Genomic DNA, 23486 nt, shown 5'->3' with positions numbered 1-23486 from the left:
TTTCCGGACCCGGTGCCTGTTTTCAAGATGGTATAACAGTATGAAGATTGCGATTTTTGGTCTGGGATATGTGGGGTTCACGGCAGCGTGCTGTCTGACCCGTGAGGGGCATGAGGTGATCGGCGTCGATGTAAATGCCGACAAGGTCTCGGAAATCAATGCCGGGCAGCCTCCGATCAAGGAACCCAAGGTGGCCGAACTGCTGACCGAGGCGCTTGCAAAGAACCTGATCCGCGCCACGGTTGAAATCCCCGACCTGTCGGATGTGGATCTGGCCATCGTTTGCGTCGGCACGCCCAGTTCCACTGACGGGTCGCACAACATGAATTTCGTGGCCGAGGTGACGCGGCAGATTGCCAAGGCCGTTTCGCCCGACCGCGCGCGACCGCTGACCGTGGCGTACCGATCCACCTTCCGGCCGGGCACGGTGCGGCAGCTGATCGAGCCGATCTTCCAAAGCTATCTGGGCGAGCGAACGGCGCAGGCGATCGAGATTGTCTATAACCCCGAATTCCTGCGCGAGGCTTCGGCGGTGGATGATTTCTTCAACCCGCCCAAGATCGTTGTCGGCACGGCAGACGGAAATCGCTCGGCGGTGATGGACGAGATGCACGAAGGCCTGGATGCGCCGGTGTTCTATACCGCTTTTGAAGAGGCCGAGATCACCAAATTCGTCGACAACACACGCACGCGACCAAGGTGGCCTTTGCCAATGAGGTAGGCCGCATCTGTCACAGCATGGGCGTGTCGGCAAAACCATGCACGAGATTTTCGTCTCGGACACCAAGCTGAACATCTCGGCCTATTACACCCGTCCGGGGCGCGTTCGGGGGTCCTGCCTGCCCAAGGATGTGCGTGCGCTGCAACATATCGCCGGTGAGGTGGGGCGCATACGCATCTGATCGACAGCCTGTTGCAGACCAATCAGGCGCATAAAACCTATCAGGCGCAGGATATCATGGCGCGGCTGCCCGAAGGGGGCCGGGTGCTGATGGCCGGGCTGGCCTTCAAGGCCGGAACCGATGATCTGCGCGAAAGCCCCAATGTCGATATCGCCCGGCGCCTGTTGCAGGCGGGCTATCAGCTGTCGATCTATGATCCGGCCATCAAACCGGCCGATCTGCGGGGGCAGAACCTTGGTTATGCCTTACCCACCTGCCCAACGTGGGCAGCCTGCTGGTGGACCGCGCCACGGCCGAGGCCGGGCCTTGGGATCTGGTGGTCGGTTCAAACCGGATCGTGAATGATCTGAACCTGGGTGATGCAGAGGTGGTAAGAACCTATGAATATGACTAGCCCTGTGCCCGCCGTTCAGCCGATCTCGTTCGAAGAGCTGCGCCAGAGCCAGCCCCTGAAGGGCCTCAAGGTTCTGATCGTGGTGGAAAACCTCCCCGTCCCCTTTGACCGCCGCGTCTGGATGGAGGCGCGCACGCTGGCCGCCGCAGGCGCGCTGGTCTCGGTCATCTGCCCAACCGGCAAGGGCCATGAGGAACGCGTGGGAAGACGAGGGCATCAAGGTCTATCGCCACCCGCTGCCGCTGGATGCCAGCGGGGCGCTGGGGTATCTGTTGGAATATGGCGCGGCGCTGTTCTGGGAAAGCTGGCTGTCGCTGAAGATCAAATTCACCCGCGGCTTTCACGTCATCCATGGCTGCAACCCGCCCGATCTGATCTTTCTGGTGGCGCTGCCCTTCAAGCTGTTTGGCGTGCGCTATCTGTTCGATCACCACGACATCAACCCCGAGCTTTACGAGGCCAAGTTCAACAAGCGCGGTTTCTTCTGGAAACTGATGAAAACGTTCGAGCGGCTGACCTTTGCCTCGGCCCGTGTGTCGATTGCCACCAATGAAAGCTATCGCAAGATCGCCATCGAACGCGGCGGCATGGCGCCCGAGGATGTGTTTGTCGTCCGATCGGGCCCCGACCTCAGCCGGTTGCAGCATCTGCCGCCGAACCCGGCCTGGCGCAACGGGCGGAAATACATGGTGGGTTATGTCGGCGTCATGGGTGATCAGGAAGGGATCGACCTGCTGCTGGAATCCGTGGCGCATCTGGTCAAGGTTCAGGGCCGCGACGATATCCAGTTCTGCCTTGTGGGCGGGGGCCCCAGCCTGGACAAGCTGCGCGAACAATCTGCTGAAATGGGCCTGTCAGAGTATGTCACTTTCACTGGCCGCGCCCCGATCATGATCTGTTCGAGATCCTGTCAACCGCCGATGTCTGCGTGAACCCGGACCGGGTGAACGAGATGAACGACAAATCCACCATGAACAAGATCCTCGAATACATGGCCTTCGAGAAACCCATCGTTCAGTTCGACGTGACCGAAGGGCGGTTCTCGGCGCAGGAAGCCTCGCTTTACGCCAAGGCCAACGATCCGGTGGATATGGCCGACAAGATCACCGAATTGCTGGCCGATGACGAACGTCGTGCCGCCATGGGCCGCTATGGCCGCGCCCGGGTCGAGTCCGAAATGGCCTGGCCGCATCAGGTGCCCGCGCTGATCGCGGCGTATCAGCGGATCTGGAAGGGGTAGGGGTGAGTGTTGCTGCTGTGCAGCTTGTTTTCCGCTGCCTGTCCTTAAGTGTTTTTGTGGTGTCTTAGCCTTATGACTGGCGTTTCGATAAAATGTCAGAACAACACAGAACAGGGTGAGGGGCTCTATGTGAGGTCAGACGGGCGACTATTGGGAAGCTGACCTTGATACAAAACCCATGGCGCAGTTGTCGCAACGATCTCGAAACCATGTGTCTGCACAGGAGGCGTTTCTTTTGAGCAGATAACGATGGAATCGACTTCGGTATCCTGCAACAGGCTCAGAGCTGATGGCACTGTATGATCTGCACTCAAAGCAATACTGTGCACCATTTCATTTACTTGACTTAGTGGCCCAACTATCCGCAGCGGTTGTTGGGTGGGGTTGGCAAGGTTGGAACGGCGGTGCCGTTGAAAATCATGAGAAAGGACAGGGGCCTGCAACTGGGCTTGAAGACCCATGCATCCCGGGCGTCTTCAATATAAACCCCGGCCCCCAAGGTACGCGTATCGTGGCGGCTCAGCGCATCAAGATATGCGCTGTAGATCTTGCCATCCTGATACCATCCAACGGTCAGCATCAGGTTGCGCACCAGAAGCAGCCCGGCGATCGACGCAACGGCAGCCCGGCGTGATATCGGTTTCGCGTCGGGGTTCAGGGACAGGCTGGCCGCCAGAAGCGCCAACATCAAAAGCGGAATACGCTCGGCCAGATGCCCGACCCGAACAGGTTCGGGGTATGAGCAGGATCAGCACCCCGCACAACGCCGCGGCAAGTTTCATACGCCTGTCGATCTGCAATATCCCGGTCAAAGGCCACCGATCAAAAGGCCCCATAGAACCAGGCCAAAGCCCCAGTCGAAATTGCGCCATGTCGAGTCGGCAACACGCAGAATGCCATCCATTCTCAGATAGGCTTCGGTGCCCAGCCGACGCCATAAGGTGCCTTGCTCGGCATGAGCCAGAAGGTTGGTCACTGGCGTGATGACACCGCCTCCCGCAGTTTTTGTCTGAATGAACAATAAAGCTGGCGCAACGGCGATCAGGGCCAGTCGGGCGGCCCTGCGGATCAGTACACGGGGCCCATGTAGCCCGATGATAGGGCAAGCGACAGTTCGACCATACCCAGCAGCAGCCCCACAGCGCAAAGGCCAGTCCGTGAATGAAGAAAGAAGCAGCCCCAGACAGGCTGTGACGGTCAGTTGCCGGACGGGGCGGTCCTGTGTCGCAATCCAATAGCCGGTTGCGCCCAGCAGAACCCCCAACCCAAGCAGAAAATTCGAAAACCCCAGATCAGGATATGGTTATACGCGACCAGACCGGCCAGCAGCACGCTGAGCACCGGGAGGTGACCGTGCAGAACACGTGACAGGTACAAAATTCCCGCGAACGGGGCCGCAATGATCAGGCCAGCGATCAGCTTGGCACCCAAAAGCGGGGCAGCACTTTCATGATACCCGTGCCCAGAACATCCAGCCCGAGATTGGGCAGCAGTTGCCAAGCCGCCTCATAGTTCTGTTGCAGTGTGGTCGAGTCCGGAAGATTGGCCAGAATGTAGTAACGGGCGATATGAGCGTAGAAATCCGTCAGTGGCAGAACGGGTGTCACGCACAAGGGGATAAGGCTGGCAAGCAGAGTCAGTGCCAGAACTGGTCGCAGAGAACGGCTTTGAGGTGTCGTAATCATTTCTGCCGCAGGCACTTTCTAACCATATACTAGAAACTAAAAACTGATCCATCAGGTACCGATAGCACATCATTGTGCAATCTATTTTTCTTATCGCGACCACTCAAAATCCAACTGCGATGACTTGGCTTCAAAGGCTTAGAAGCCTGAGCGCCGAATTTCCTCCTCAAAACGGTACAAAGCGGGGCAGGCGGTTCAGGCTTGGCTCCATGAAACGTTGCAACCTTGCATCCGCATCCGCTTCGGTTTCACCGGGCAGGATGGGGGTCACAAACCGGACCAGAGCGCCATCGGTGCGCCCCATGGTGAAGCCGTCCTGAATAACGCTCATCTTGGCGCGGAAATCATTGACCATACGCTTGCCGCGCTGTTCGAACCAGTAATAGACCAGCTGTTTTGACAGCTCTTTCTGGATCACGGCGCGGTTGACCGTAAAGCGGCCATAAGGCGTGTTGCCGGGGTTGATCTCATACGGTTCAAGGCTGAAGATTTCCCAACCGCCCACCGGCAGGCACACTTCGGGCGAATGGATGCCGTCGCCGTCGGTCTGCTTGTCGTAAAGGCCACGAACATGTTCACGAAATCGCCCGATCCGGTGTTGATATAGGTGGCATTGAGGTAATCGCTGGCACCCAGAACCTGTTCTACCTGTGGATCCAACGTGGTGGGCGACCCGGACCAGGCCCAAGCTGCCGTGGATACAGTACAAACGGGTCACGTTCCACAGGCCGCACTTCGGAAGCGGGCCGCAGGGTCCAGGCGGTTGAAACCGTAAGCGTCAGAAGGGCCGCAACCGCCAGCGCCACCGATGCGCGAATGCCAAAGATACGCAAGGCAACAGAACCCAGCCCTGGGTATCCAGATCAATGGTCTCGGCAAAGGGTTGCGGATCGGCGCCAGACGCTGCAAGCCGATGGCCATCAGGAACAGAATGGCGACGCAGAGCAGGAAGATGATCCAGCCTTCAAAGAAATGCATGAAGCCTTCAGCCTGCTCGATGCCGTGCTGATTAACCAGCACGCCGATCACGCCAATGCGGATCGAGTTCATCAGCACGGTCAGAGGGGCCGCCGAAACCAGCAAAACCACCTTGTGCCAGATCGGGCCACGGTAAAGCAGGGCAAAGAGATACGAGAAGCTCAGGATCGGGAACAGATAGCGCAGCCCGGAACAGGCCTCGGCCACCTGCAGTTTGTAGACCCCCAGATCGATGATGTTGCCTTCGATGAAAACCGAAACACCGGCCATCTGCACGAACCAGACGCCCAGTTCGGACGAAATCCATTGCAGGAAGATCGTGAGCTTCCAATAGACGAACTGCGGCAGCGGCAGCATGAACACCAGATGCAGCACGGGCAGCTGGTGGTATTTGCCCCGCTGCCAGCCGAACACGGTCAGCATGACGCCGCCCACCCAGATGATCATGGCATAGGTGACGATATCGGGAATACGGGCCAGGTTGCCCAGAATGGCGATGATCAGGGCCACGGCAATCACAAGCACGCCCGGCCAGCGATCATGCACAACCGGGTTGGGGGCGGCATATCCCGCAATTCACGCAGGAACAGATACAGCGAGATGATCGGGATCAGCGGGCCATGGCTGTATTCGGGGTGCTCGTGCGGCGCCCAGAGACACGATCCCGATCCAGAAGACGGGTACCGATCCAAGCAGCAGCAGGACAAACCAGAACAGCCCGACGGTGTTCAGGACCGGCAAGCCTCTTCTGGCCGCTTCAAGGATATTACTGCGGCTGTTTTTCGAATCGAGGTGATGCATCACGGTCCATCATGCACAATAAGGTGTGGCCTGAAATTATGACGGCTCAAGTTCCCGCTATTTTGATCCGTTTTCGGGACATTGGGCGCGGGATGTCCTGATTGTCGATATCATGAACCGCGTGAATGAACGTCAGGGTTTGAGAGAAAAGCGTCGGCCCAAAGTCAGAAAGACCGAGTTTGAAGTTGCCTTAAAGCCGTTCTGATCGTCCATTTCATATTGGTACCCCACGTTTACAGCCCAGTCTTTCGTGACCGCCCGTGTATAGGACGCACTGAACGTACCGCGCTGGCGCGGGTTGGGTTGACTGGTTCCCTCGTCTTCCTGGTCGATGTAATCGACGCTGAAAGACAGACCCGATACCGGGTTGATGAAATAGTCATATGTCAGAAACACCAATGTTTCACGTGTTTCTATGCTCTGCGTACTGGTGCCGACCCGGCGTTGCACCGTTGCTCCGATCCGGGAACTGGCCAGCTGATAGCTGTAGTCGAGCTGCCCGATCGGTGTGACTTCGTCGAATGGTCCTCTGGTCAGGCCCAGGTTGAAGCTGAATAGTCCGTTGGCGCGCTGAAAACTGCGGCCGGCCGTTGCGTTTATCCGTGACCCATTGACCCCGAATGTCTGGTCAATCTGAAAATCCGCCGAACCATCTGGCAGGGTTTTGTTCCATGCGAAATCCCAGACGAAATCCTCGGTCACGGTGTTGGTATTGGTTGTGCGCTGCGTGTCATCCACCTGACTGTAACCGATATTCGCACTGACGGTGGTGACAGGGGATATGTCATAGGTCCCCCTACTGTCACAACCGTTGTTTGCTCATCGGTTCGCACGTTGTCTTCTGCCGAGAAATCAGTGTAGCCGAGACGCAAGTTGGCTTGGAAAACCGGTGACACCCGCAATGTCGTGATCGCAGTGTAATCGCTTGATTTGTTGTCGAACAGGTTCGGATCGATCGTGTTTGTATAAGTGCGTTCGCTATAGCTGTAGATGAATTGGAACCCGATTGGATCATTCAGGCCGGTTTGCCAATTCAGGTTGCCCAAGGAGTTGACCTGATCCCCGATGGTTCCGGTCACATCGGCGGCATCGATTCTGCCATCCAGATTGGTGTCGGTCAGTGAACGATTAAAAGCCAGATCCTGTTCGCGGTAATCCAATAGCAGGTCAAGCTGGCTGTTCTGGCGCGACCGCTGATACGACAGGCGGGCAGACGGGTCCGCAAAGCTGGAATCCGTCCCGATAATCGGCTCATTGGCGATCCGGTACAGTCCGGAAAGGTCAAGAGCCAATCTCGAATCCGAGGTCTGCTTCAGAATACCCAATGCCAGCGTATTCTCCCACCAGGTCGTGGACCCAAGCGAAGGATCGGTCAGGCGAAGATTGCTGTCATGTCTAAGCGACGAGAGATAATCCAGGGTCACACTCAGGCCGGTCCCGGTCCCAATCTGCTGACCGGTCGGCAGGCCGACCCTTCGGGCCGGGTTTCGCTGTGCCCGTTGTGCGATCAATTGCTGGCTGGGTGTCTGCTGCACAACTGTCGGTGCGACGGTTGTCTGCTGCACGGATGTTTGCTGTGTCGAGGTTTGTGTTTGCTGCGCAGTCGTTTGCTGTGTCGAGGCCTGCTGCCCGACAGCTGGTGTAAACGAACTTATGACAGCGATCCCGCCCCCAGAATGGTGGACAGCCTGCTCCTGGATTTCCCACCTGTATCAGCCCCTATTCGAACAAGCGGCGTGCTGGTACGACAACCACGTCTCCGGGTCTAAGCACTGTATTGCCTTGGATGCCACCGCCCGAGCCTTTGTAGTTATAGGTGTATTTTCTCATCACGCCTGTTTTACTGTCAGCCCGGCGCAATTCGATGCGCTTGCGAGCCGCGAAATTGGTCAGACCACCGGCCTGAGCCAAAACCTGAAGAATTGTCGTGCCTTCGGTTGCCAGATGCTTGCCGGGCACATTGACCTCACCCATGATGAAAACATCGATGGTTGGTCCGGATGCGGCCTGTCCGCCCAGAAGCGGCGGCGGAGCCAGCGACGCCACTGAAATAAAGACTGTCGGCGGCGTATTGAAATTCGAGGCCAACGCCGATGAGAGCGACGCGCTTAATCCGCTGGTCGACTGACCGGCCGCACGGATCGAGCCGGCAAGCGGAAAGTTGATGGACCCGTCCGGCAGAACCAGAATGGTCCGATTCAGGGTGGGGTCTTCGAGAACTTCAACCTGCAGCGCATCACCCGGTTGGATTTGATAGGATTGCGCCCATGATGCGGTGGCCGCGATCATGGTAAGGGCAAGAGCGATTAATGACCCGATGACTGTACGCATATTCAAATCTCTCACTTTTTCCTACTTATGCCTTCCCACAAGCTGCAAAACAATCAGCAGGAGTCTGATACATACAAGATGCGGCAGAAATGCAGCGGCGTCATTAGCTCTGTGTTAGTGGCTGTTGGTGGGTACAGCGTTCAGCTGTTCAATCTCAGCCTCTACCAATGACGCTATTTCCGTAGAAGCCCCGCTGAAAGCCCTGGCCTTATGGAAAGACGCAGCGCATCTTCGTTCCGCTCCAAAGCCGCATATGTTCTCCCCAGATGATATAGTACCGTGGGATGTTCAGGAACGCCGCTGCCGCAGGTTCAAGATAGGCGGCGGCCTCTTCATAATTTCCCACCCGGTAGGCGACCCAGCCATATGTTTCTTGGAAGGCCGGTTCCTGTGTGCCACGCAGACGTTGCGCCAAAACCTGTGCGCGCCGCAGACTCTCCTCATCGTTGCGATATGTTGTCAGCAGGCTTGCAAGATTGTTGGCTACAATCAGAGAGCGATTGGTGATCGGATAAAGCTTTTCGTATGTTGCGATTGCCTGGTCCAGATCCCCGCTGCGTTCGTAATCCGTCGCCTGCAGCATGAGCAAGGCCGGGTTTTCAGGCAGATTGGCCAATGCCTCGGTCAGAATTTCCCTAGCCTGATCGGGAGCGTTCCGTTCCGTTGCCAATCCGTGCAGCGCAATCCATGCCCGCGTCGTAGTCGGATATTCCTCAAGAATGACACGGTAGAGCTGCTCAGCCTCACCGCGGTCGCCTTCACTGATCAACGCGCGGGCTTTGATCAGGCGGATTGGCAAAGAATCCGGGTCTTCTGCAAGCAACTGGTCAAGATGGGCGAAGGCTTCGGCCGTCTGCCCCTTTGTAAGCATCAGGCGAACAAGCGCGATATCGGCGGGCAGGCCAAATTCGGGATCATCCGCCAGCTCGTTCAGGAAAGAGGTCAGCTCATGTGTGCGTTGCTGTGCGGCCAGCATGTGCGCCCTGAGCTCATTCGCGGAGCGCCGTGTTCCCGGGCTGTCCAGATCCCTGATGGCATGAAGGACGGTTTCCAGGCGGTCCCAATCCTGCATGCTCAGATATACTTCTCCCAACAAAAGCAGAAGCTCGGAATGTTCCGGAGTCTGGCGCAGGGCTTGGGCCAAAACACGTTCGGCGATCACCAGATCACCTTCCGCGATCAGAAATCGGACATAGCGCAGCGTTTCGTCCGGTGCGTTCCCCGAAATTTCCGTCGCCAGCGCCAGCATCTCGCCCATCAGTTCTCTGTCTCCGTTGCGCTCATGCGCCTGGCCATCAGGGTCATCAATTGCGGGTCACGGGGCGCCTGACCGAGCGCTTCGCGCAAAAGCACAATCGCATCGCCGGTCTTGTCCTCGTCAATCAGCCAGGACGCCTTGAACTTGAGAGCGCTGACCGGGCTGCATCCTCGGACAGGACTTTTTCAACCAAAGCGCGGGCTTCATCGGGCTGGCTGACCTGGAACAGCATGAGGGCAAATTCTACCTCACTAGCGCGGGTCTGTATGTTTCTTTCCGCGCCTTCCAGCAGTGTTCTGCATCTCGGCGATCGCGGCTTGTTCATCACCCGATCGGAATTTCAGCGCTGCACGCACCGTCTTGAATTGGAACGTGTTCGGGCCGTTCTGAGCGATGATCGTATCCAGCTCGGCAATTGCCGCTGCAGAGTCGCGGTTATCGTTCAGAAAGGCGATCAACCGCTGTGTCGGCATGTGATCTTCAGCGAGCGGATCCACCTCAGCCCGCAGCATCTGTTCTGCCGCATCCAGATTCCCCTGATCGATATAATGTTCCACAAGCAACTGCTCGACGCCCTCATCGTCAGGGAATGTCACGGCCATCTGCCGAAGAAACGTCTCGATTTCTGCGGGCATATCCAGTTCCTGAAGTGCGCGGAGCCGGATTCCATAAAGGCTTTCTTCCATTGGATCGGTGGCTATGGCCACCTCTGTTTCCTCCAGAACACCGGGCCAGTCCTCATCGCGGATCAGATGGTCAATTACGATCTGGCGCGCGGTCATCAGTTCCGGATGGCTTTTGATCATCTCGCGGGCCCTATGGACGGCGACATCCACACCTGCGAAATCCCCATCCCTGACCGCGTCGGTATAAGCCAGCATATTATTGATGGATTTGATTTCGATATCATCCGGAGCCAGAGCACTTGCCAATGCGCCGTGACGCCTGACATCTTCCCAATTCCCCACTTCCAGAGCCATCTCGGCAAGGTTCCGATGGCCCTCAAGGTTGTCTGGGTACTGTTCTATCAGCCGCAGATACTGACCATATGCAACCGGGATGTTGCCGCGCTCGCGCTCCACCTGGCAAAGGTCAGTCGCGCTTCTTTATGCTGGCCGTTGAGGTTGAAAACATTTCTGAACTCAACAAGTGCGCGCTCGACATCACCGGCTTCCAGATGGGCCAACCCGGCCGGAAATGCGCTTCGGCCCGCTCCTCGGCCGAGTCGCACGCGCTCAGCAGGAGCGTCGCCGCAAAAGAGCTGCGATCAGCCGTGCGCCAATAGGAGGTACGATCCAGTTCATTGCTGTTCTCCTGCAAAACTTAAGGAAAAAGCATACAACCAATCAACCTGTTCGGCTGCATGGCCCGTTCTCAGCAACCCGTGCCGCGCAGGACCACAAAAATGGTCCGGAACACGATTGAAACATCTGTACTGAACGACATGCTTTTCCAATACTCGGTATCGTGAAACGCACGCTCAGCAAATGTGGACTGATTGCGTTTCGAAACCTGCCAGGGTCCCGAAAGGCCGGGACGCATGGCGGTATAGAATTTTCTGGATAAAGCTCTTTCTGGTTCACCATCATCGGGCGGGGACCGACCACGGACATTTCACCTACAAAAACGTTCCAGAACTGCGGCAGCTCATCCATCGAGGATTTGCGCAGGAAAGTTCCGAATTTGATGATACGCGGGTCATTGCGCAGCTTCTGATCGCGGTCCCATTCTTCCTGGCTTCGGGGTTCTTCGCCAGATGCTCCTGCAGCACGGTTTCAGCATCATGCACCATGGTGCGCAATTTAAGCATCTTGAAGGCTTTGCCATTCTTGCCGACACGTTCCTGCCGATAAAACGGGGTCACGCCCTGACACGCAAGAAACGCGGCCAGCAACAGCACCACCGGCACGACAAAAGGCGCTGCAAGCACTGCGAACGCTATGTCAAAAGACGCTTGCCTCCGCTTCTGTATATCCCTGGATATGACACTGTGGCAGGCACAACAGAAATACCGGAGTAGCCCGCGCCAGCGTTGGCCACTTCTTTCGAATGACTTGTCACTATTTAAACCCCAACACACACAAACACTCATGAACCACTTACCAAACTCAGGAACCGAACACGCTCGACCTCAACTACATATATTTAAAATCTTATATTTCTATACCACTTCGACCCTGCACTTACTCACTTGCGAGGTCGCTTTCCCGTATACAACTGTTAACAAATTCCACCTGCCTTGCAAAACATTAATGCTGGCGAACGTGTTCTCTGGTCGCTGAATGCAGGTGCTTTTTACGGTATCATGAAGCTGCGACCAATTGATCGGCCGCAAATTCATGAACTTTCGTTTCCTGCGGGACACAATGGGCAAGAATTTAGATCTTTAGGTTTGATTCCCGCCCTAGAATCTCTTTTAATGTGTGATCACAGCAGGTTCTGATTGCCTCTTTCTCGGTCAACTCAATAAGGGCGCAACGGAAACAATCGCGCCGATCACCTCAGATTGAGAAAGCGGAAAGGTCAATTCACCGCGTGTGCAGTTTAGTGGTGCCTGCTATCTTGATTTTGTGACAAACTAGTACCCAAGTACTTTTTGTTTATGTGATGTGTTCTTTGTGTAAGGGATTTCTGGTGGTTCAGAGCATGAGTTTGGATAATCTCCGGGGGCCAGTACGAGGTTTGACAAGGCAGAAGGCAACCGAGGTGCAATGGCGTCCAGCGACGGGTTTTATCTAGATTATTTCGGGCTTGACCGACGGCCCTTCACGCTGCTTCCGGATCCCGGATTCATGTACTGGTCGCCGCTGCACAAGCGCGGTTACTCGGTCCTGCAATTCGGCATCATGAGTTGTGCGCCCATCACCGTGCTGACCGGGAAATCGGGGCCGGGAAAACAACCCTGATACAGCATCTCCTCAGCGAGATGGAGCAGTCGATCACCGTAGGGTTGATCTCGAATGCGCAGGGCGGTCGCGGAGAGCTGCTGCAATGGGTCCTGCACGCGCTGGGTCTGCCGATCGAGGCGGATGCAAGCTATGTACAGATATTCCGGGCGCTGCAGGATTTCCTGGTCGCGGAATATGCCGAGGGCCGGCGGGTGGTTCTGATCTTTGACGAAGCGCAGAACCTGACCGTCGAAGGGTTGGAAGAAATCCGGATGCTGACCAATATCAACTCGAATACGGATGAGCTGATCCAGCTTGTTCTGGTTGGTCAGCCTGAATTGCGCGACATGGTTCTTGATCCCAAGATGCGCCAGCTGACACAGCGCGTTGCCGCAAGTTTTCATCTTGAACGGATGGATGAGTCTTCGGTCAAAGCCTATATCAGACATAGGATGAAAACGGCTGGCGGTTCAGGCGATGAGTTCACCGAAGAGGCCTGCAAGCAGATTTTCACACAAACGCGCGGTGTTCCGCGACTTGTAAATCAGTTCTGCGACTTTGCCCTGCTTTATGCCTGGACGAATGAGGCCGAGAAGGTGGATGAAGAGGTTGTGGAGCAAGTGGTCAAAGATGGCGTGTTCTTTGGCGGAAACTCACTCGAGAAGGAGCTGACAGTCTGATATGGGCCCGGTTCGCTATTACTTTTCCATTTTCCTGAGGCGGTTTCCGTATTTCCTGATCGTCGCCCTGATCGTGTCTGTAGCGTCATTCATTGTCGCTAGAGCATTGCCGCCACGTATGTCTCGACGATGCGCCTTATTGTTGAATCGCCTCAGATTCCGGGCAATTTGGCTGCCAGCACCGTCACGACACCTGCAGCGGAACAGCTTCAGATCATCGAACAGCGCCTGCTGACCCGTCCGATCCTTCTGGAAATCGCGCGCGAGTTTCAGGTTCTGCCCGACCAGGATGAAGCAAGCCCCGATCAGGTTGTCAAAGCCATGCGCAAGAACACCTCGATCTGGATTTCCAGCGGTCTCAATCAGGCCAATCTGATGACAATCAGTTTCGAGGCGCGAACCGGTCCGATCGCAGCTGGTGTGTTGAACGCGTATCTGACGGAAATCCAAAAGCTGGACGTCTCGTATCGCAAGGAGCGCGCGACCGACACGCTGGCCTTTTTCCAGCTGGAAGTTGACCGCCTGAGCAACGAGCTAAGCAGACGCAGCGCCCGCATTCTCGAGTTCAAGAATGATAATTCCGATGCGCTCCCCGACAGTCTGCAGTTCAGGCTGGCGCAGCAGGGGGCATTGCAGACCAATCTTGAACAGACGGATCAGCAGATTTTTCCCTTAAGTCACAGCGGGAAAATCTCATGAATATCTTCAGTTCGACAGGGCAGGTTGTCGGGCCTCCGCAACAAAACCAGACCCCGGCACAACAGCAGTTAAGTCAGCTGCAGTCACAGCTCGACAATCAGCTTGTGGTCTATTCCGAGAACAGCCCGCAGATCAAACTGCTGCGCGCCAGGATTGAAAAGCTTGAGAAAGTTGTAGCTGCCGAACAAGCAAACGCCCCGGCGCCATCTAACCAGACGGGAAATTCATCCCTTGACCTGCAACTGGCGCAGATCGACTCGCAGATTGCAGCGCTCGAAGATCAGCGCCGGGTGCTTCAGGACAGGCTCGACGCGCTGACCCTGACGATTGACCAGACCCCGGCCAACGCCATCACGCTTGCAGAACTGCAACGCGAACACGACAATATTCAGAACCAGTACAACGTCGCGATCAGTCGCCTGGCCGATGCTTCAACCGGGGAACGGATTGAGGTCACGTCCCAAGGGCAACGTATTTCCGTCATTGAGCATCCCTCTACGCCAAGCGAGCCTTCGAAACCCAACCGCCTGATGATTGCCGGAGGGGATCGGCCTTTGGTATCCTGCTGGGGCTGGGGCTGGTGGTTTTGCTGGAGGTCCTGAATCGGTCCGTGCGTCGGCCCGAAGACCTGATCAACAAGCTTGAGGTCTGGCCGATCGCCACGATTCCTATGCTCCATCACGCGGTGAAGTGTTGATGCAGCGCGCGGTATGGGGTGGGATCATACTGGCCATTCTAATCGGAGTGCCAGCCGGGGTCTGGGCGGTGCATACTTATTACCTGCCCCTCGATCTTATTACCGAGAGAGTGATGGATAAACTGGAGACATACTGGTGAGTATTGTTTCGATTGATTTGGTGAATGTGTGATGGACCGTCTTCAGAAAGCGATTCAAAAGGCGCGCGAGGAACGGCAGAGCCGCGAAAGCCCGCCGCCGGTCATGGAACAACCGCCCCGTCACGCCCCGTCAGAAGACACTCGTGACGCCCGGTGGCAAAGCGTGCCCGAGATACAGATCGACCCAAAGCTCGCAGTGCGCAACCGGCTTGCATCTCTGGCTGGCGGCGCGGACGCCACCCCTACGACATGTTGCGGACCAAGATGCTGCAGCAGATCTTGTCCAACAAATGGCGCAGGGTGGCATTGACCTCCCCGTACAGCGGGTGCGGCAAAAGCACGACGACGGCCAACCTGGCGTTCAGCCTGGGGCGGCAGGAAGATCTGCGGACGATCGTGATCGATTTCGACATGCGGCGCAGGGGCTGGCCGAGATTCTGAAGCAAACCGGCAACCACAGCATGGCCGACGTCATTCAGGGATCGGTGCCGTTTCACGAACATGCGCTGCGGTATGGCAAGAACGTGATTTTCGGGCTGAATTACACGCCCACGCGCAACCCGGCGGAAATCTTGCAAAGCCGACGGGCGATCGAATTTCTCGAACAGCTCGAGGCGGATTACAAACCCGACGTCATTCTGTTCGACACGCCCCCTGATGATGAGCGATGACAGCCACGGCTTTCTCAGGAATGTCGATTGTGCCCTGCTTCTGGCTGCGGCCGAAGAAACCAGCATCGACCATATCGACGTTTCCGAACAGCAACTGGCGGAACTGACCAGCGTCATGGGGATCGTGCTGAACAAATGCCGATACATCAGCGGGACGTTTGGCAATGAGTACGGATCCTACTGATACGGCTCCGGCCGATGCGGTGATCATTCCCCATTACAACGATTTGCCCCGGCTGGAACGATGTCTTCTTGCCCTGAGAGAGAACGATCTGACGGCGACCGAAATCGTTGTCGTTGACAATAACTCTCCGGTGTCGCTGGACACGATGCGCCAGGCCTTTCCCGAGGTGCGTTTCGTGGTGGAAACCCAAAAGGGCGCGGCCCATGCCCGCAATCGCGGGTTGCAGAAACCAGAGCGCCCCGGCTGTTTTTCATCGATGCCGATTGCGTACCCGCGCCGGACTGGTTGAGCGTCGGGCGTCAGGTCGCGGATCAGGCCGATCTGATTGGTGGCCGGGTAGATGTCTTTGACGAAACCCCGCCCCGCGCAGCGGCGCAGAAGCGTTCGAGGCCGTTTTTGCATTCAACTTCCGCAGGTATATCGAGGTTCAAGGGTTTTCCGGCGCCGGCAACCTGCTGACCCGGCGCGATGTGTTCGATGCGATCGGCGGGTTCATCAACGGTGTCTCGGAAGATCGGGAATGGACCATGCGCGCGGTCGCGCGCGGGTATAGCCTGATCTACCGGGACGACTTTCGTGTCAGCCATCCATCCCGGCAGAACTGGCCCGCGCTCAAGGCCAAGTGGCGGCGCACGACCCAAGAGGCATATCTGCTGCATGGCACCAACGCCGCCGCCCGCATGCGGTGGGCGATCCGTGGATTGGCCATGCCGGCCAGTGCAATTGTGCATACCCCGAAAATCCTTACCAGCGACAAGCTGGCCTCGGCGGGCGAAACCAGTCGGGCGGTCATCACGTTGTTCCGGCTCAGATGTCAGCGGATGATCTGGATGTTGCGCCAGGCAGCAGGTGGCGACATCTGATCAAAGAAAGGGACCGCGAAACGGCCCCTTGTCCTGTTTGTCAGGTTTGTGTGTCGCTCAGGCGGCCCTGCGGCGACGCGTCAGAGCCAGACCACCAAGCGCGGTCAGAAGCAGCAGACCACCGGCGGGCAGCGGAACTGGTGCGACGTCGAAATCAAACGTAACCGGCACCGGATTGCCATTGGCATCGGTCGCCCCTTGAGAGTTGGCCCAGCTAAACACCAAATTCTGGCTCAAGGTGTTCGGGCTGACGCTGCTGAACAGCGTGCTGAGTGTCGTCTGAACACCACCCAGAACCGACGTCGATGCCAGCACGTTGGCCGGATTCAAGGCGTCGACCCAGCTCACCGTCAGACCTGTGAACGTGCTCAGCAGATTGATGGTGATCGAAGCGTTCGCAACACCAAAAAGAGGATCAATCGGCGACTGGAAGTTGATCATGTAAGCCCCGGGTCCACCCATCGTGGAAACGGTACCGGAGAAGAGCGTGTCGGAGGTGATGTCATATCCACCCCCGGAAGAGGACCACCACCCGCTGACACCGAAGTCAGAGCGCTGGCCGATCCGGCCATCATCACAGCAGTAGCAAGCCCCGCCGCCATCATTTTAAAAGTTCTAAACATACAAAGTCCCACCTTTGATTTTTATACACACAACCCGCTCGAAATCTCGGCAGGGCACCTACTGCAATTATTAATAATTCATTTCTATTTGATTGCGAAGGATTTTCCTCGGAATTGTGGCTTTTTTGTCGCAAGGGCCCATTGCTCAGCACAATGGATACCTGAGTTACAGTTTGTTTCCTATCGTGAACCAGAATCACCCGAATAAGGCGAATCTGCGTCTGGAGAACATGCCGACTTTCCGGCGATTCCAAGCGTTTTCACATTGCACCAAGCATAATCCGAACCGGTTCAGGCAATGCAGAACCACGCCCGATCACTCTGTCATGAAATGCCGCCGGCACGTCTTTTCGCATGACGGGCGCCCCGTGCCGCACAAGGCAAGAAACAATACAAATCATTTCAGCGCACTGTCCACTTTCGGCCCGCGACAAGGGCCCTGCGGATCGCGACAGAAGGGAAAAAGGCCACAAACCCGGGTTCCGCCATATTTCTTCTTCGACGGTCCGAAAGTTTCGTGTAGCTTTGGATTGTTATTGTACCAAGTTCAGGCACGCATTTTCAATCGGAAGCCCTTGTTTAGCCGTTTGTCCATTGTGCCTGCCTATTTAGCGAGGAGACATTGCGCATGGGCGTTGGCCAGAACATAGCCGCTGAGAATGCGAACTGGACCTTTGGGGGCAGTGTTCCCGATACGTTTGTAGACCACATCAAATTGTCTGTTCCTCTTTATGAAATGGGTCACGGCCTGATCTGTCAGGTTTCCGATTTCTTCGTCCGCAATGACAGTCTCTGCTATGAAATCGGCACATCAACCGGAGAGTTGATCCGCAAGCTGGCAGAACATAATGCGGGAAAGCCTGACGCACGCTGGATCGGCATCGATGTCGAACCTGAAATGGTGAAAGTCGCCGAAGCTCATTGCGCGGATGTCCCGAACATTTCCATTCTTCATGACGATGCCCGTCATATGGAGATGGAAAAGGCGGACATGATCGTCAGCTATTATACAATGCAGTTCATCCCGCCCCGGTACCGGCAGGAACTGTTCACCAAAATCTACAACACCCTGAACTGGGGCGGTGCGTTTGTCATGTTCGAAAAGGTCCGGGGGCCGGATGCGCGGTTTCAGGATCTTGTGACCCAGCTCTACAACGAATTCAAAATCGGCAACGGATTCTCAAGCGAGGAAATCGTCGAAAAGGCGCGCAGCCTGAAAAGCGTGCTGGAGCCGTTTTCCACTCAGGGCAATCTGGATCTGCTGGGCCGGGCCGGTTTCAAGGATGTGATGAGTATTCAGAAGTATATTTGTTTTGAAGGTTTTCTTGCTATCAAATGATTGCTTAACGCCATGCCGGCAGAGACCGGAGTGGGATAACGCCGCTTATGGCCCGATTGATGGAGGCTGCCGAGGACGCTGATGAACGCGCCTGATTTTGATCCTTGTGAAATGGCACTGGAAGACGGGCTAAATGCAATAGTTGCTTGCTTTCAGCACACCGTACTTGTGGCGAAGCTGGTCGCAGAACGGATATGACCGTGTCGGCTCTTTCGGATAAGCCATCTTGGACGGTCGGGGCTTTCCTCCTGTTGATCGCGGCGCTGCTGGTTTGCCTGTCCGTTCTCATGATCAATGGCGGGCCGCTTTATTACTTCGATACCGGCAGTTACATCCGGCAGGGAAATGTGGCCTTGAGCAGTTTCCTTCCGCCGACAGCTGACAGCGTTGCGGCAGGTGTAACCCACACCGCCGATGAGGATAACACCGCAACCGGATCACGGTCACTGATCTATGGCCTCATCATGGCTGCGCTTGTTCGGATCGATGCCCTGTCCGTCCTTCCGGTATTGCATCTGGTTGCTACGCTGCTGGCCGTCTGGATGCTGGCGCGAACCGCTGGCCGGTCGCCGGGCGGGGCGCCAAACACAACCATCATGACCGCAGTGCCTTTGCTGGTGGCAGCCAGCACTTCATTGCCGTTTTATGTCGCCTATATGATGCCGGATATTTTTGCACCGGTGCTGCTGATCGTGATTGCCTCACTGACGGCCTTTGGGCGGATGATGCAAACCGGAACTGTTTTTGGTATCCAGTCTGGCCCTGTTCAGCGCCCTTCTGCACCCGTCTCATCTGGCGGTTGCGGCGTTAATGATACCTTTGTCGCTTTGGCCGCGCTCTGGGGGAAAGACCACGGCGCTGGCGCGCGACAATCTTGATGATGATGGTTCTGGCGCTGGCACTGGCCGAGCGCAAGGCCTTTCAGGTCACCGTGGAAATCGCCACCAACAAAGAGGTCGTCTATACGCCGCATATCACTGCGCGGCTCATCGTTGACGGGCCGGGCATGGATTATCTGGACGAGGTCTGCCCGAATGCCGAAGTGCCCACCTGCGCACTACACGAAGCGCTGTCGTGGTCAGATGATCCCTACAGGCTGACACCCTCCCATATCATTTTCGAACGCTCCCCCAACCTAGGTTCATTCCGGCTCATGTCACCCGAAGATCAGAAACGGGTTGCCCTGTCCCAACGGGAATTCGCCAAGGCGGTTTTCCTGTCCCGGCCTCTTTCCACCTCGTTGGCACTGGCCCGGAACGGCTATCAGCAGGTATTGCGCTATAGCATTGCCATGACGATCCCAACAGATGTGGAGCTGGAAAACGCCCGCTGGTTGGCCAGAATGGAAGATATCCGGCCCGATATGTTCCAAGGCGGTTCATTGTCTCAGGACAGGGGCTGGATAGAAACGGCCGATATCGTGCACGGCGTGACCTATGCCGTCTCTTTTGCCTTTATCGTTTTCATTCTGCTGCGGCCGGGTAGTGTGTCGCGTGACATGAAGCTGTTTGCGCTGTTCATCCTGATCGGAATAGCGGTCAACGCTCTGGTCTGCGGAGGAGTATCACAACCCGCGGATCGTTACGGCGCGCGTGATGTGGTTGTTGCCCTTTACAGCGGCATTTCTTTTCCTTGTTCAGCGCTCAGGCGCTTCGCGTATCATTGCCGGAGATCCTTCGTGAGTTCAGATCACCCCTTTCCATCAGCGTGGTCATGCCGGCCTACAATGCCGAACATCTGCTGCCGCGCGTTTTGCCGCCATTGATTGAAATGCTGAATACCGGTCAGGTGCAGCAGGTTCTGGTGGTGGATGACCAATCCCCGACGGCACCGCGGCGCTGGCACGGGAAATGGGCGCAACCGTGTTGACCACGCCCGTCAATGGCGGGCCAGGGCTGCCCGCAACCTGGCCGCCCAACAAGCCACGGGCGATATCCTGTGGTTCGTGGATTCCGATGTCATCGCCTGGCCGGACGGGCCTGACCATATTCGCCGGGCGATGTCCGAAGACAATGTGGGCGCCGTGTTCGGATCCTATGATGATGCCCCGGACGGGCAGGCCTGGTTTTCACGCTACAAGAACCTTCTGCACCGCTATCACCATCAACGCGCCCGCCGCGAGGCGCGCACCTTCTGGGCCGGGTGTGGCGCCATCCGGCGCGACGTGTTTCTTGAAGTCGGTGGCTTTGATGTCAAAACCTATGAGGTGCCTTCGATCGAGGATATCGAACTGGGTTACCGGATCGCGGCCACCGGTCGCCGTATCCTGGTCGAGCCGCTTTTGCAGGGCAAACACCTGAAGGTCTGGACCATCCGCAACAGCCTGAGCACGGATATCTTCTGCCGTGCCCTGCCACTGGCCCGGCTGATGATCTCGCGTGAGGGGTTGACCGATGACCTGAACACCTCGATGGCTGAACGTGCACGGGCCGCAATTGCCGGGCTGTTGCTGCTGTCGCTTCTGGCCCTGCCGTTCTGGCCGGGAAGCTGGCCTTTGCCTTTTGTGTTACTGGCCGCGGCCTTTGTCGCCAATCTGGATCTGGTGCGCGCCATGTCCGGGCATGGCGGGCCGTGGTTTGCGTTCAAATGTCTGCTCTACCATCAGGTCTATTACGTCTATTCGGCCACCATCTATGTCTGGTGCCTGTTCGAATATCACATGCTGGGGCAAAAGCAGAAACTGCGCGTCAAGCGCAGCTAAAGCGTCCGACGCAAAACCTGAATCGTGAGGGATTCCCAAAGCGCTGATTTGTGATTATGGGATGGCCCGCCCTTTTCGGCGGCGGCCTTCGGTATGGTCGCCTTGGTCAAAAAGGAAAGGAGCGGACCAATGTCGATTGTTACTCTTGGGATTGATTTGGGCAAGACGGTTTGCAGTCTTGTGGGTTTGGACGCGGCCGGTACGGTTGTCATGCGAAAGCGTCTTCGGCGCGCAGGCCTCGTCGCGTTTGTCCTGGCCTCGATCGATGTGTCGTCGCAATGGAGGCGTGCTGTGGCGCGCATCACTTAGGACGTGTGTTTTGTGGCTCCGGTTTTGATGTTCGGCTCATGTCGCCGGAATACGTCAAGCCCTATGTGAAGGCGCAGAAGAACGATGACCGCGACGCGGAGGCGATTGCTGAAGCGGCGACGCGGCCCACGATGCGGTTCGTCCGGATCAAGACCCAGCAACAGTCCGATGTTCAATCTCTGCATCGCGCGCGGTCTCGGCTGGTGTCGGAACGTACAGCTCTGATCAACAACCTGCGCTCTCTTTGCTGGAGCGCGGCATCACGGTCGCCCAGAGCCGCAAGAAACTCGAAGCGGAGCTGTCTGTCTTTGCCGATGAAGAGCACCCTGATCTTTCACCTCGTATTCGAAGGCTGATCGAAGACATGCGCGCACAATGGCGATCTCTGGACGAGCGGATATCTGCCTTTGACAAGGAGTTCGCGACAATGGCTCGAGAGGACGTTGCGGCGCAGCGCCTGATGAGCATACCGGGCATTGGCGCCATCAACGCGACCGCCTTTGTCGCAGCAGTTGGCAATGCTGAAGCTTTTGGACGTGGTCGCGATCTGGCGGCATGGCTTGGGCTCACCCCAAGGCAGGCCTCGACAGGCGGTCGGCAGAAGCTCTTGGGTATCTCAAAGCGCGGCAACAGATACTTGCGTAGCACACTGATCCATGGTGCGCGTTCGGTGTTGCACAGATTGGTCCATGAACCATCGCAACTGGGGGCTTGGCTCCGTGATCTATCGGCCCGTGCCCATAAAAATGTGGTCGTGGTGGCACTGGCAGCAAAGCTTGCGCGAACGATCTGGGCTCTGCTCAGGAAGGAACAAGGCTACCAGCGCGTGTTGGCAGCCTGACAAGACGGGCAACCGGCGAACGAAGCCGGCGACCCTGCCTGCGAGTGGTTGAGAGGAGATGGCCTGACAGTTGAGCGGCGGCGGCAAAACCTGGAGAAAGTGAATGGTCGTGACAGACCGTTGTGATTATGAGGATGCCGGCGCGCGAACCCCATCTTGGCCAGGCAAGACCCTGAGACCGGATACGTTGATGCAGACTGCGCAGAGCTTGATCCAAAAACAACTTGCAGACCGGGCGGGCCATACGTTCATCCTCTTTGGGAGGATGGATCGTGTCAGCACCTTTACCGAATGCGCTGCGGGCTCGGTTTCAGAAGTTGGTTGAAGAAGGGTTAAGTGGTCGCGCGGCGGCGTTGCGCTTGAAGCTCTCGCCTGCCACCGGGGCACGTTGGGGTCTTGCGATCCGACGAACTGGACAAGCCAGAGCTGCGCTTCAGGGTCGTCCGCGCGGCAAGGGTAAGCTTGATCCGCATCGCACCTTTCTGATCGAACTGATTGACCAGGACGGCGATATGACCATGCCCGAACTGGCCGGTGCGCTGGCGGATGCGACTGGCGTTCAGGCGCACCCCGATGCAATTGGCCGGTTCCTTCGTAAGCTGGGCTTCACGTACAAAAAGACATTGGTCGCGACGGAGCGACGCCGCGCAAGGGTAAGAAAGCAGCGCGACCATTGGTTCAAACACCGCCTGCCAGCCGTGTCGGCCCGACCGGATCACGTTGTCTTTATTGACGAGACCTCTGTCAAAACCAATCTGACCCGCCAGCGTGGCTGGTCTCAGAGAGGCGAGCGGCTGGTCATGGATGCGCCCTTTGGGTCATGGGGCACACAGACCTTCATCGCAGGCCTCAGCGCCGACGCGCTGATTGCACCTTGGGTCATCAAGGGCGCAATGGATGGCGAAGCTTTTGCGGCCTACGTCGAGCAGGTGCTGGTACCGGAACTGGAGCCAGGCACCGTTGTCATTCTGGACAACCTTGCCACGCACAAGAATGCCGCCGCTGCCAAAGCCATGCGCAACGCCGGATGCTGGTTCCTGTTCCTGCCGCCCTACAGCCCCGATCTCAACCCCATCGAGATGGCGTTTTCGAAACTCAAAGCGCACCTGCGCAGGATCGGGGCGCGAACATTCACCGACATGTTCCACGCTCTCACGGAAATCTGTGACCTCTTCTCACCCGAAGAGTGTTGGAACTACTTCAAGGCTGCCGGATATGCCTCAGGTTAAAGGTCGAGTGCTTTAGCTGACCGTACAACACGA

At 56.8% G+C, this 23486-nt stretch carries 33 protein-coding genes and 3 pseudogenes; 21 read left to right on the top strand and 15 right to left on the bottom strand.

The window, feature by feature from the left end; translation table 11 throughout:
- The first annotated feature begins 40 nt into the window (after positions 1 to 40).
- The 4 genes and pseudogenes from ACR3E6_RS21225 to ACR3E6_RS21210 all read left to right on the top strand — a co-directional run.
- On the top strand, positions 41 to 721 hold the full coding sequence (locus tag ACR3E6_RS21225; RefSeq protein ID WP_480489335.1) for a nucleotide sugar dehydrogenase: 681 nt from the start codon (positions 41 to 43) through the stop codon (positions 719 to 721).
- 37 nt (positions 722 to 758) lie between these two features.
- Positions 759 to 902 (top strand): hypothetical protein, encoded by a 144-nt coding sequence (locus ACR3E6_RS21220; protein ID WP_480489333.1) that lies wholly within the window; start codon positions 759 to 761, stop codon positions 900 to 902.
- 11 nt (positions 903 to 913) lie between these two features.
- A complete protein-coding gene (locus ACR3E6_RS21215) occupies positions 914 to 1243 on the top strand; it encodes a UDP binding domain-containing protein (protein WP_480489331.1) in 330 nt (109 codons plus the stop codon).
- A gap of 241 nt (positions 1244 to 1484) precedes the next feature.
- Positions 1485 to 2501: pseudogene (locus ACR3E6_RS21210) on the top strand (glycosyltransferase family 4 protein); the annotation flags it as partial.
- A 393-nt stretch (positions 2502 to 2894) separates the two neighbouring features.
- Here the strand turns inward: ACR3E6_RS21210 and ACR3E6_RS21205 are convergent.
- The 12 genes from ACR3E6_RS21205 to ACR3E6_RS21150 form a co-directional block, all read right to left on the bottom strand.
- A complete protein-coding gene (locus ACR3E6_RS21205) occupies positions 2895 to 3224 on the bottom strand; it encodes a hypothetical protein (RefSeq protein ID WP_480489329.1) in 330 nt (109 codons plus the stop codon).
- A 120-nt stretch (positions 3225 to 3344) separates the two neighbouring features.
- On the bottom strand, positions 3345 to 3512 hold the full coding sequence (locus ACR3E6_RS21200; protein ID WP_480489327.1) for a hypothetical protein: 168 nt from the start codon (positions 3510 to 3512) through the stop codon (positions 3345 to 3347).
- A gap of 221 nt (positions 3513 to 3733) precedes the next feature.
- The gene (locus tag ACR3E6_RS21195; protein WP_480489325.1) at positions 3734 to 3967 is read right to left on the bottom strand and encodes a hypothetical protein; all 234 of its coding nucleotides are present in this window, start codon (positions 3965 to 3967) and stop codon (positions 3734 to 3736) included.
- Positions 3952 to 4221 (bottom strand): hypothetical protein, encoded by a 270-nt coding sequence (locus ACR3E6_RS21190; protein ID WP_480489323.1) that lies wholly within the window; start codon positions 4219 to 4221, stop codon positions 3952 to 3954. Before ACR3E6_RS21190 ends, ACR3E6_RS21195 begins: the two co-directional genes overlap by 16 nt.
- Before the next feature lie 166 nt (positions 4222 to 4387).
- A complete protein-coding gene (locus ACR3E6_RS21185) occupies positions 4388 to 4939 on the bottom strand; it encodes an exosortase C-terminal domain/associated protein EpsI (RefSeq protein ID WP_480489321.1) in 552 nt (183 codons plus the stop codon).
- Positions 4936 to 5745, bottom strand: coding sequence for an exosortase (gene xrt / locus ACR3E6_RS21180; RefSeq protein ID WP_480489319.1), 810 nt, complete (start codon positions 5743 to 5745; stop codon positions 4936 to 4938). Before xrt ends, ACR3E6_RS21185 begins: the two co-directional genes overlap by 4 nt.
- A gap of 30 nt (positions 5746 to 5775) precedes the next feature.
- Entirely contained in the window at positions 5776 to 6000 is a 225-nt protein-coding gene (locus ACR3E6_RS21175) for a hypothetical protein (protein ID WP_480489317.1), read from the bottom strand.
- Between the two features lie 132 nt (positions 6001 to 6132).
- Positions 6133 to 6738, bottom strand: a complete 606-nt coding sequence (locus ACR3E6_RS21170) for a hypothetical protein (protein ID WP_480489315.1) — start codon at positions 6736 to 6738, stop codon at positions 6133 to 6135.
- Positions 6699 to 7565 (bottom strand): hypothetical protein, encoded by an 867-nt coding sequence (locus tag ACR3E6_RS21165; RefSeq protein WP_480489313.1) that lies wholly within the window; start codon positions 7563 to 7565, stop codon positions 6699 to 6701. Before ACR3E6_RS21165 ends, ACR3E6_RS21170 begins: the two co-directional genes overlap by 40 nt.
- 154 nt (positions 7566 to 7719) lie before the next feature.
- Positions 7720 to 8331, bottom strand: coding sequence for a polysaccharide biosynthesis/export family protein (locus ACR3E6_RS21160; protein WP_171637905.1), 612 nt, complete (start codon positions 8329 to 8331; stop codon positions 7720 to 7722).
- A 208-nt stretch (positions 8332 to 8539) separates the two neighbouring features.
- Entirely contained in the window at positions 8540 to 9589 is a 1050-nt protein-coding gene (locus tag ACR3E6_RS21155; RefSeq protein WP_480489311.1) for a tetratricopeptide repeat protein, read from the bottom strand.
- Positions 9590 to 9840: 251 nt separating this feature from the next.
- Entirely contained in the window at positions 9841 to 10671 is an 831-nt protein-coding gene (locus ACR3E6_RS21150; RefSeq protein WP_480489309.1) for a tetratricopeptide repeat protein, read from the bottom strand.
- 26 nt (positions 10672 to 10697) lie between these two features.
- Here ACR3E6_RS21150 and ACR3E6_RS21145 point away from each other — a divergent pair, with 26 nt between their 5' ends.
- Entirely contained in the window at positions 10698 to 10874 is a 177-nt protein-coding gene (locus ACR3E6_RS21145) for a hypothetical protein (RefSeq protein WP_480489307.1), read from the top strand.
- Between the two features lie 89 nt (positions 10875 to 10963).
- On the opposite strand, the gene ACR3E6_RS21140 is transcribed toward ACR3E6_RS21145, so the two are convergent.
- Entirely contained in the window at positions 10964 to 11131 is a 168-nt protein-coding gene (locus ACR3E6_RS21140) for a sugar transferase (protein ID WP_480489305.1), read from the bottom strand.
- Between the two features lie 295 nt (positions 11132 to 11426).
- A pseudogene (locus ACR3E6_RS21135) lies at positions 11427 to 11681 on the bottom strand (hypothetical protein); the annotation flags it as partial.
- Positions 11682 to 12300: 619 nt separating this feature from the next.
- On the opposite strand from ACR3E6_RS21135, the gene ACR3E6_RS21130 reads away from it, so the two are divergent.
- The 9 genes from ACR3E6_RS21130 to ACR3E6_RS21090 all read left to right on the top strand — a co-directional run bounded on the left by ACR3E6_RS21130 (position 12301) and on the right by ACR3E6_RS21090 (position 16411).
- A complete protein-coding gene (locus tag ACR3E6_RS21130) occupies positions 12301 to 12495 on the top strand; it encodes a hypothetical protein (RefSeq protein ID WP_480489303.1) in 195 nt (64 codons plus the stop codon).
- A 20-nt stretch (positions 12496 to 12515) separates the two neighbouring features.
- Positions 12516 to 13157 carry an ExeA family protein gene (locus tag ACR3E6_RS21125; RefSeq protein ID WP_480489301.1) on the top strand — a complete coding sequence of 214 codons (642 nt, stop codon included), beginning with the start codon at positions 12516 to 12518 and terminating at the stop codon, positions 13155 to 13157.
- A gap of 168 nt (positions 13158 to 13325) precedes the next feature.
- Positions 13326 to 13856, top strand: a complete 531-nt coding sequence (locus tag ACR3E6_RS21120) for a hypothetical protein (RefSeq protein WP_480489299.1) — start codon at positions 13326 to 13328, stop codon at positions 13854 to 13856.
- Complete coding sequence (locus ACR3E6_RS21115; protein ID WP_480489297.1) at positions 13853 to 14458, top strand: hypothetical protein; 606 nt, start codon at positions 13853 to 13855, stop codon at positions 14456 to 14458. The genes ACR3E6_RS21120 and ACR3E6_RS21115 overlap by 4 nt, the downstream gene beginning before the upstream one ends.
- A gap of 499 nt (positions 14459 to 14957) precedes the next feature.
- Positions 14958 to 15134 (top strand): nucleotide-binding protein, encoded by a 177-nt coding sequence (locus tag ACR3E6_RS21110; RefSeq protein WP_480489295.1) that lies wholly within the window; start codon positions 14958 to 14960, stop codon positions 15132 to 15134.
- A gap of 20 nt (positions 15135 to 15154) precedes the next feature.
- On the top strand, positions 15155 to 15364 hold the full coding sequence (locus ACR3E6_RS21105; RefSeq protein WP_480489293.1) for a hypothetical protein: 210 nt from the start codon (positions 15155 to 15157) through the stop codon (positions 15362 to 15364).
- On the top strand, positions 15354 to 15548 hold the full coding sequence (locus ACR3E6_RS21100) for a hypothetical protein (RefSeq protein ID WP_480489291.1): 195 nt from the start codon (positions 15354 to 15356) through the stop codon (positions 15546 to 15548). The genes ACR3E6_RS21105 and ACR3E6_RS21100 overlap by 11 nt, the downstream gene beginning before the upstream one ends.
- The gene (locus tag ACR3E6_RS21095) at positions 15529 to 15837 is read left to right on the top strand and encodes a glycosyltransferase family 2 protein (protein WP_480489289.1); all 309 of its coding nucleotides are present in this window, start codon (positions 15529 to 15531) and stop codon (positions 15835 to 15837) included. Before ACR3E6_RS21100 ends, ACR3E6_RS21095 begins: the two co-directional genes overlap by 20 nt.
- Positions 15838 to 16018: 181 nt before the next feature.
- Positions 16019 to 16411: a hypothetical protein gene (locus tag ACR3E6_RS21090; RefSeq protein WP_480489287.1), complete on the top strand. Its 393-nt coding sequence runs from the start codon at positions 16019 to 16021 to the stop codon at positions 16409 to 16411.
- Positions 16412 to 16468: 57 nt separating this feature from the next.
- Here the strand turns inward: ACR3E6_RS21090 and ACR3E6_RS21085 are convergent, their stop codons facing one another.
- Entirely contained in the window at positions 16469 to 16852 is a 384-nt protein-coding gene (locus ACR3E6_RS21085; RefSeq protein ID WP_480489285.1) for a VPLPA-CTERM sorting domain-containing protein, read from the bottom strand.
- 810 nt (positions 16853 to 17662) lie between these two features.
- Here ACR3E6_RS21085 and ACR3E6_RS21080 point away from each other — a divergent pair.
- The 7 genes and pseudogenes from ACR3E6_RS21080 to ACR3E6_RS21050 all read left to right on the top strand — a co-directional run bounded on the left by ACR3E6_RS21080 (position 17663) and on the right by ACR3E6_RS21050 (position 23453).
- Positions 17663 to 18373 (top strand): methyltransferase domain-containing protein, encoded by a 711-nt coding sequence (locus ACR3E6_RS21080; protein WP_170347013.1) that lies wholly within the window; start codon positions 17663 to 17665, stop codon positions 18371 to 18373.
- A 194-nt stretch (positions 18374 to 18567) separates the two neighbouring features.
- A complete protein-coding gene (locus ACR3E6_RS21075; protein WP_480489283.1) occupies positions 18568 to 19251 on the top strand; it encodes a hypothetical protein in 684 nt (227 codons plus the stop codon).
- On the top strand, positions 19251 to 20138 hold the full coding sequence (locus ACR3E6_RS21070) for a hypothetical protein (protein WP_480489280.1): 888 nt from the start codon (positions 19251 to 19253) through the stop codon (positions 20136 to 20138). The genes ACR3E6_RS21075 and ACR3E6_RS21070 overlap by 1 nt, the downstream gene beginning before the upstream one ends.
- Complete coding sequence (locus ACR3E6_RS21065) at positions 20087 to 20242, top strand: hypothetical protein (RefSeq protein WP_480489278.1); 156 nt, start codon at positions 20087 to 20089, stop codon at positions 20240 to 20242. The genes ACR3E6_RS21070 and ACR3E6_RS21065 overlap by 52 nt, the downstream gene beginning before the upstream one ends.
- A complete protein-coding gene (locus ACR3E6_RS21060; protein WP_480489276.1) occupies positions 20184 to 21074 on the top strand; it encodes a glycosyltransferase in 891 nt (296 codons plus the stop codon). Before ACR3E6_RS21065 ends, ACR3E6_RS21060 begins: the two co-directional genes overlap by 59 nt.
- A 129-nt stretch (positions 21075 to 21203) precedes the next feature.
- A pseudogene (locus ACR3E6_RS21055) lies at positions 21204 to 22224 on the top strand (IS110 family RNA-guided transposase).
- 272 nt (positions 22225 to 22496) lie between these two features.
- Entirely contained in the window at positions 22497 to 23453 is a 957-nt protein-coding gene (locus ACR3E6_RS21050; protein ID WP_480489274.1) for an IS630 family transposase, read from the top strand.
- Positions 23454 to 23486 lie beyond the last annotated feature (33 nt).

It is taken from the genome of Ruegeria sp. AL3 (assembly GCF_056536065.1).
This window is presented reverse-complemented; position numbering and strand designations above follow the sequence as displayed.

Excerpts from the sequence above, each read along its gene's own strand:
- ACR3E6_RS21085 (WP_480489285.1), bottom strand. The coding sequence starts at position 16,852 with ATGATCAACTTCCAGTCGCCGATTGATCCTCTTTTTGGTGTTGCGAAC.
- ACR3E6_RS21115 (WP_480489297.1), top strand. The coding sequence starts at position 13,853 with ATGAATATCTTCAGTTCGACAGGGCAGGTTGTCGGGCCTCCGCAACAA.
- ACR3E6_RS21070 (WP_480489280.1), top strand. The coding sequence starts at position 19,251 with ATGATGATGGTTCTGGCGCTGGCACTGGCCGAGCGCAAGGCCTTTCAG.
- ACR3E6_RS21060 (WP_480489276.1), top strand. The coding sequence starts at position 20,184 with ATGACCAATCCCCGACGGCACCGCGGCGCTGGCACGGGAAATGGGCGC.
- ACR3E6_RS21145 (WP_480489307.1), top strand. The coding sequence starts at position 10,698 with ATGCTGGCCGTTGAGGTTGAAAACATTTCTGAACTCAACAAGTGCGCG.
- ACR3E6_RS21155 (WP_480489311.1), bottom strand. The coding sequence starts at position 9,589 with ATGGGCGAGATGCTGGCGCTGGCGACGGAAATTTCGGGGAACGCACCG.
- ACR3E6_RS21105 (WP_480489293.1), top strand. The coding sequence starts at position 15,155 with ATGGCCGACGTCATTCAGGGATCGGTGCCGTTTCACGAACATGCGCTG.
- ACR3E6_RS21205 (WP_480489329.1), bottom strand. The coding sequence starts at position 3,224 with ATGTTGGCGCTTCTGGCGGCCAGCCTGTCCCTGAACCCCGACGCGAAA.
- ACR3E6_RS21125 (WP_480489301.1), top strand. The coding sequence starts at position 12,516 with ATGGAGCAGTCGATCACCGTAGGGTTGATCTCGAATGCGCAGGGCGGT.
- ACR3E6_RS21220 (WP_480489333.1), top strand. The coding sequence starts at position 759 with ATGCACGAGATTTTCGTCTCGGACACCAAGCTGAACATCTCGGCCTAT.
- ACR3E6_RS21110 (WP_480489295.1), top strand. The coding sequence starts at position 14,958 with ATGCTGCAGCAGATCTTGTCCAACAAATGGCGCAGGGTGGCATTGACC.
- ACR3E6_RS21190 (WP_480489323.1), bottom strand. The coding sequence starts at position 4,221 with ATGATTACGACACCTCAAAGCCGTTCTCTGCGACCAGTTCTGGCACTG.
- ACR3E6_RS21065 (WP_480489278.1), top strand. The coding sequence starts at position 20,087 with ATGCCGGCCTACAATGCCGAACATCTGCTGCCGCGCGTTTTGCCGCCA.
- ACR3E6_RS21160 (WP_171637905.1), bottom strand. The coding sequence starts at position 8,331 with ATGCGTACAGTCATCGGGTCATTAATCGCTCTTGCCCTTACCATGATC.
- ACR3E6_RS21140 (WP_480489305.1), bottom strand. The coding sequence starts at position 11,131 with ATGCGTCCCGGCCTTTCGGGACCCTGGCAGGTTTCGAAACGCAATCAG.
- ACR3E6_RS21175 (WP_480489317.1), bottom strand. The coding sequence starts at position 6,000 with ATGCATCACCTCGATTCGAAAAACAGCCGCAGTAATATCCTTGAAGCG.
- ACR3E6_RS21100 (WP_480489291.1), top strand. The coding sequence starts at position 15,354 with ATGAGCGATGACAGCCACGGCTTTCTCAGGAATGTCGATTGTGCCCTG.
- ACR3E6_RS21075 (WP_480489283.1), top strand. The coding sequence starts at position 18,568 with ATGACCGTGTCGGCTCTTTCGGATAAGCCATCTTGGACGGTCGGGGCT.
- ACR3E6_RS21080 (WP_170347013.1), top strand. The coding sequence starts at position 17,663 with ATGGGCGTTGGCCAGAACATAGCCGCTGAGAATGCGAACTGGACCTTT.
- ACR3E6_RS21095 (WP_480489289.1), top strand. The coding sequence starts at position 15,529 with ATGAGTACGGATCCTACTGATACGGCTCCGGCCGATGCGGTGATCATT.
- ACR3E6_RS21130 (WP_480489303.1), top strand. The coding sequence starts at position 12,301 with ATGGCGTCCAGCGACGGGTTTTATCTAGATTATTTCGGGCTTGACCGA.
- ACR3E6_RS21225 (WP_480489335.1), top strand. The coding sequence starts at position 41 with ATGAAGATTGCGATTTTTGGTCTGGGATATGTGGGGTTCACGGCAGCG.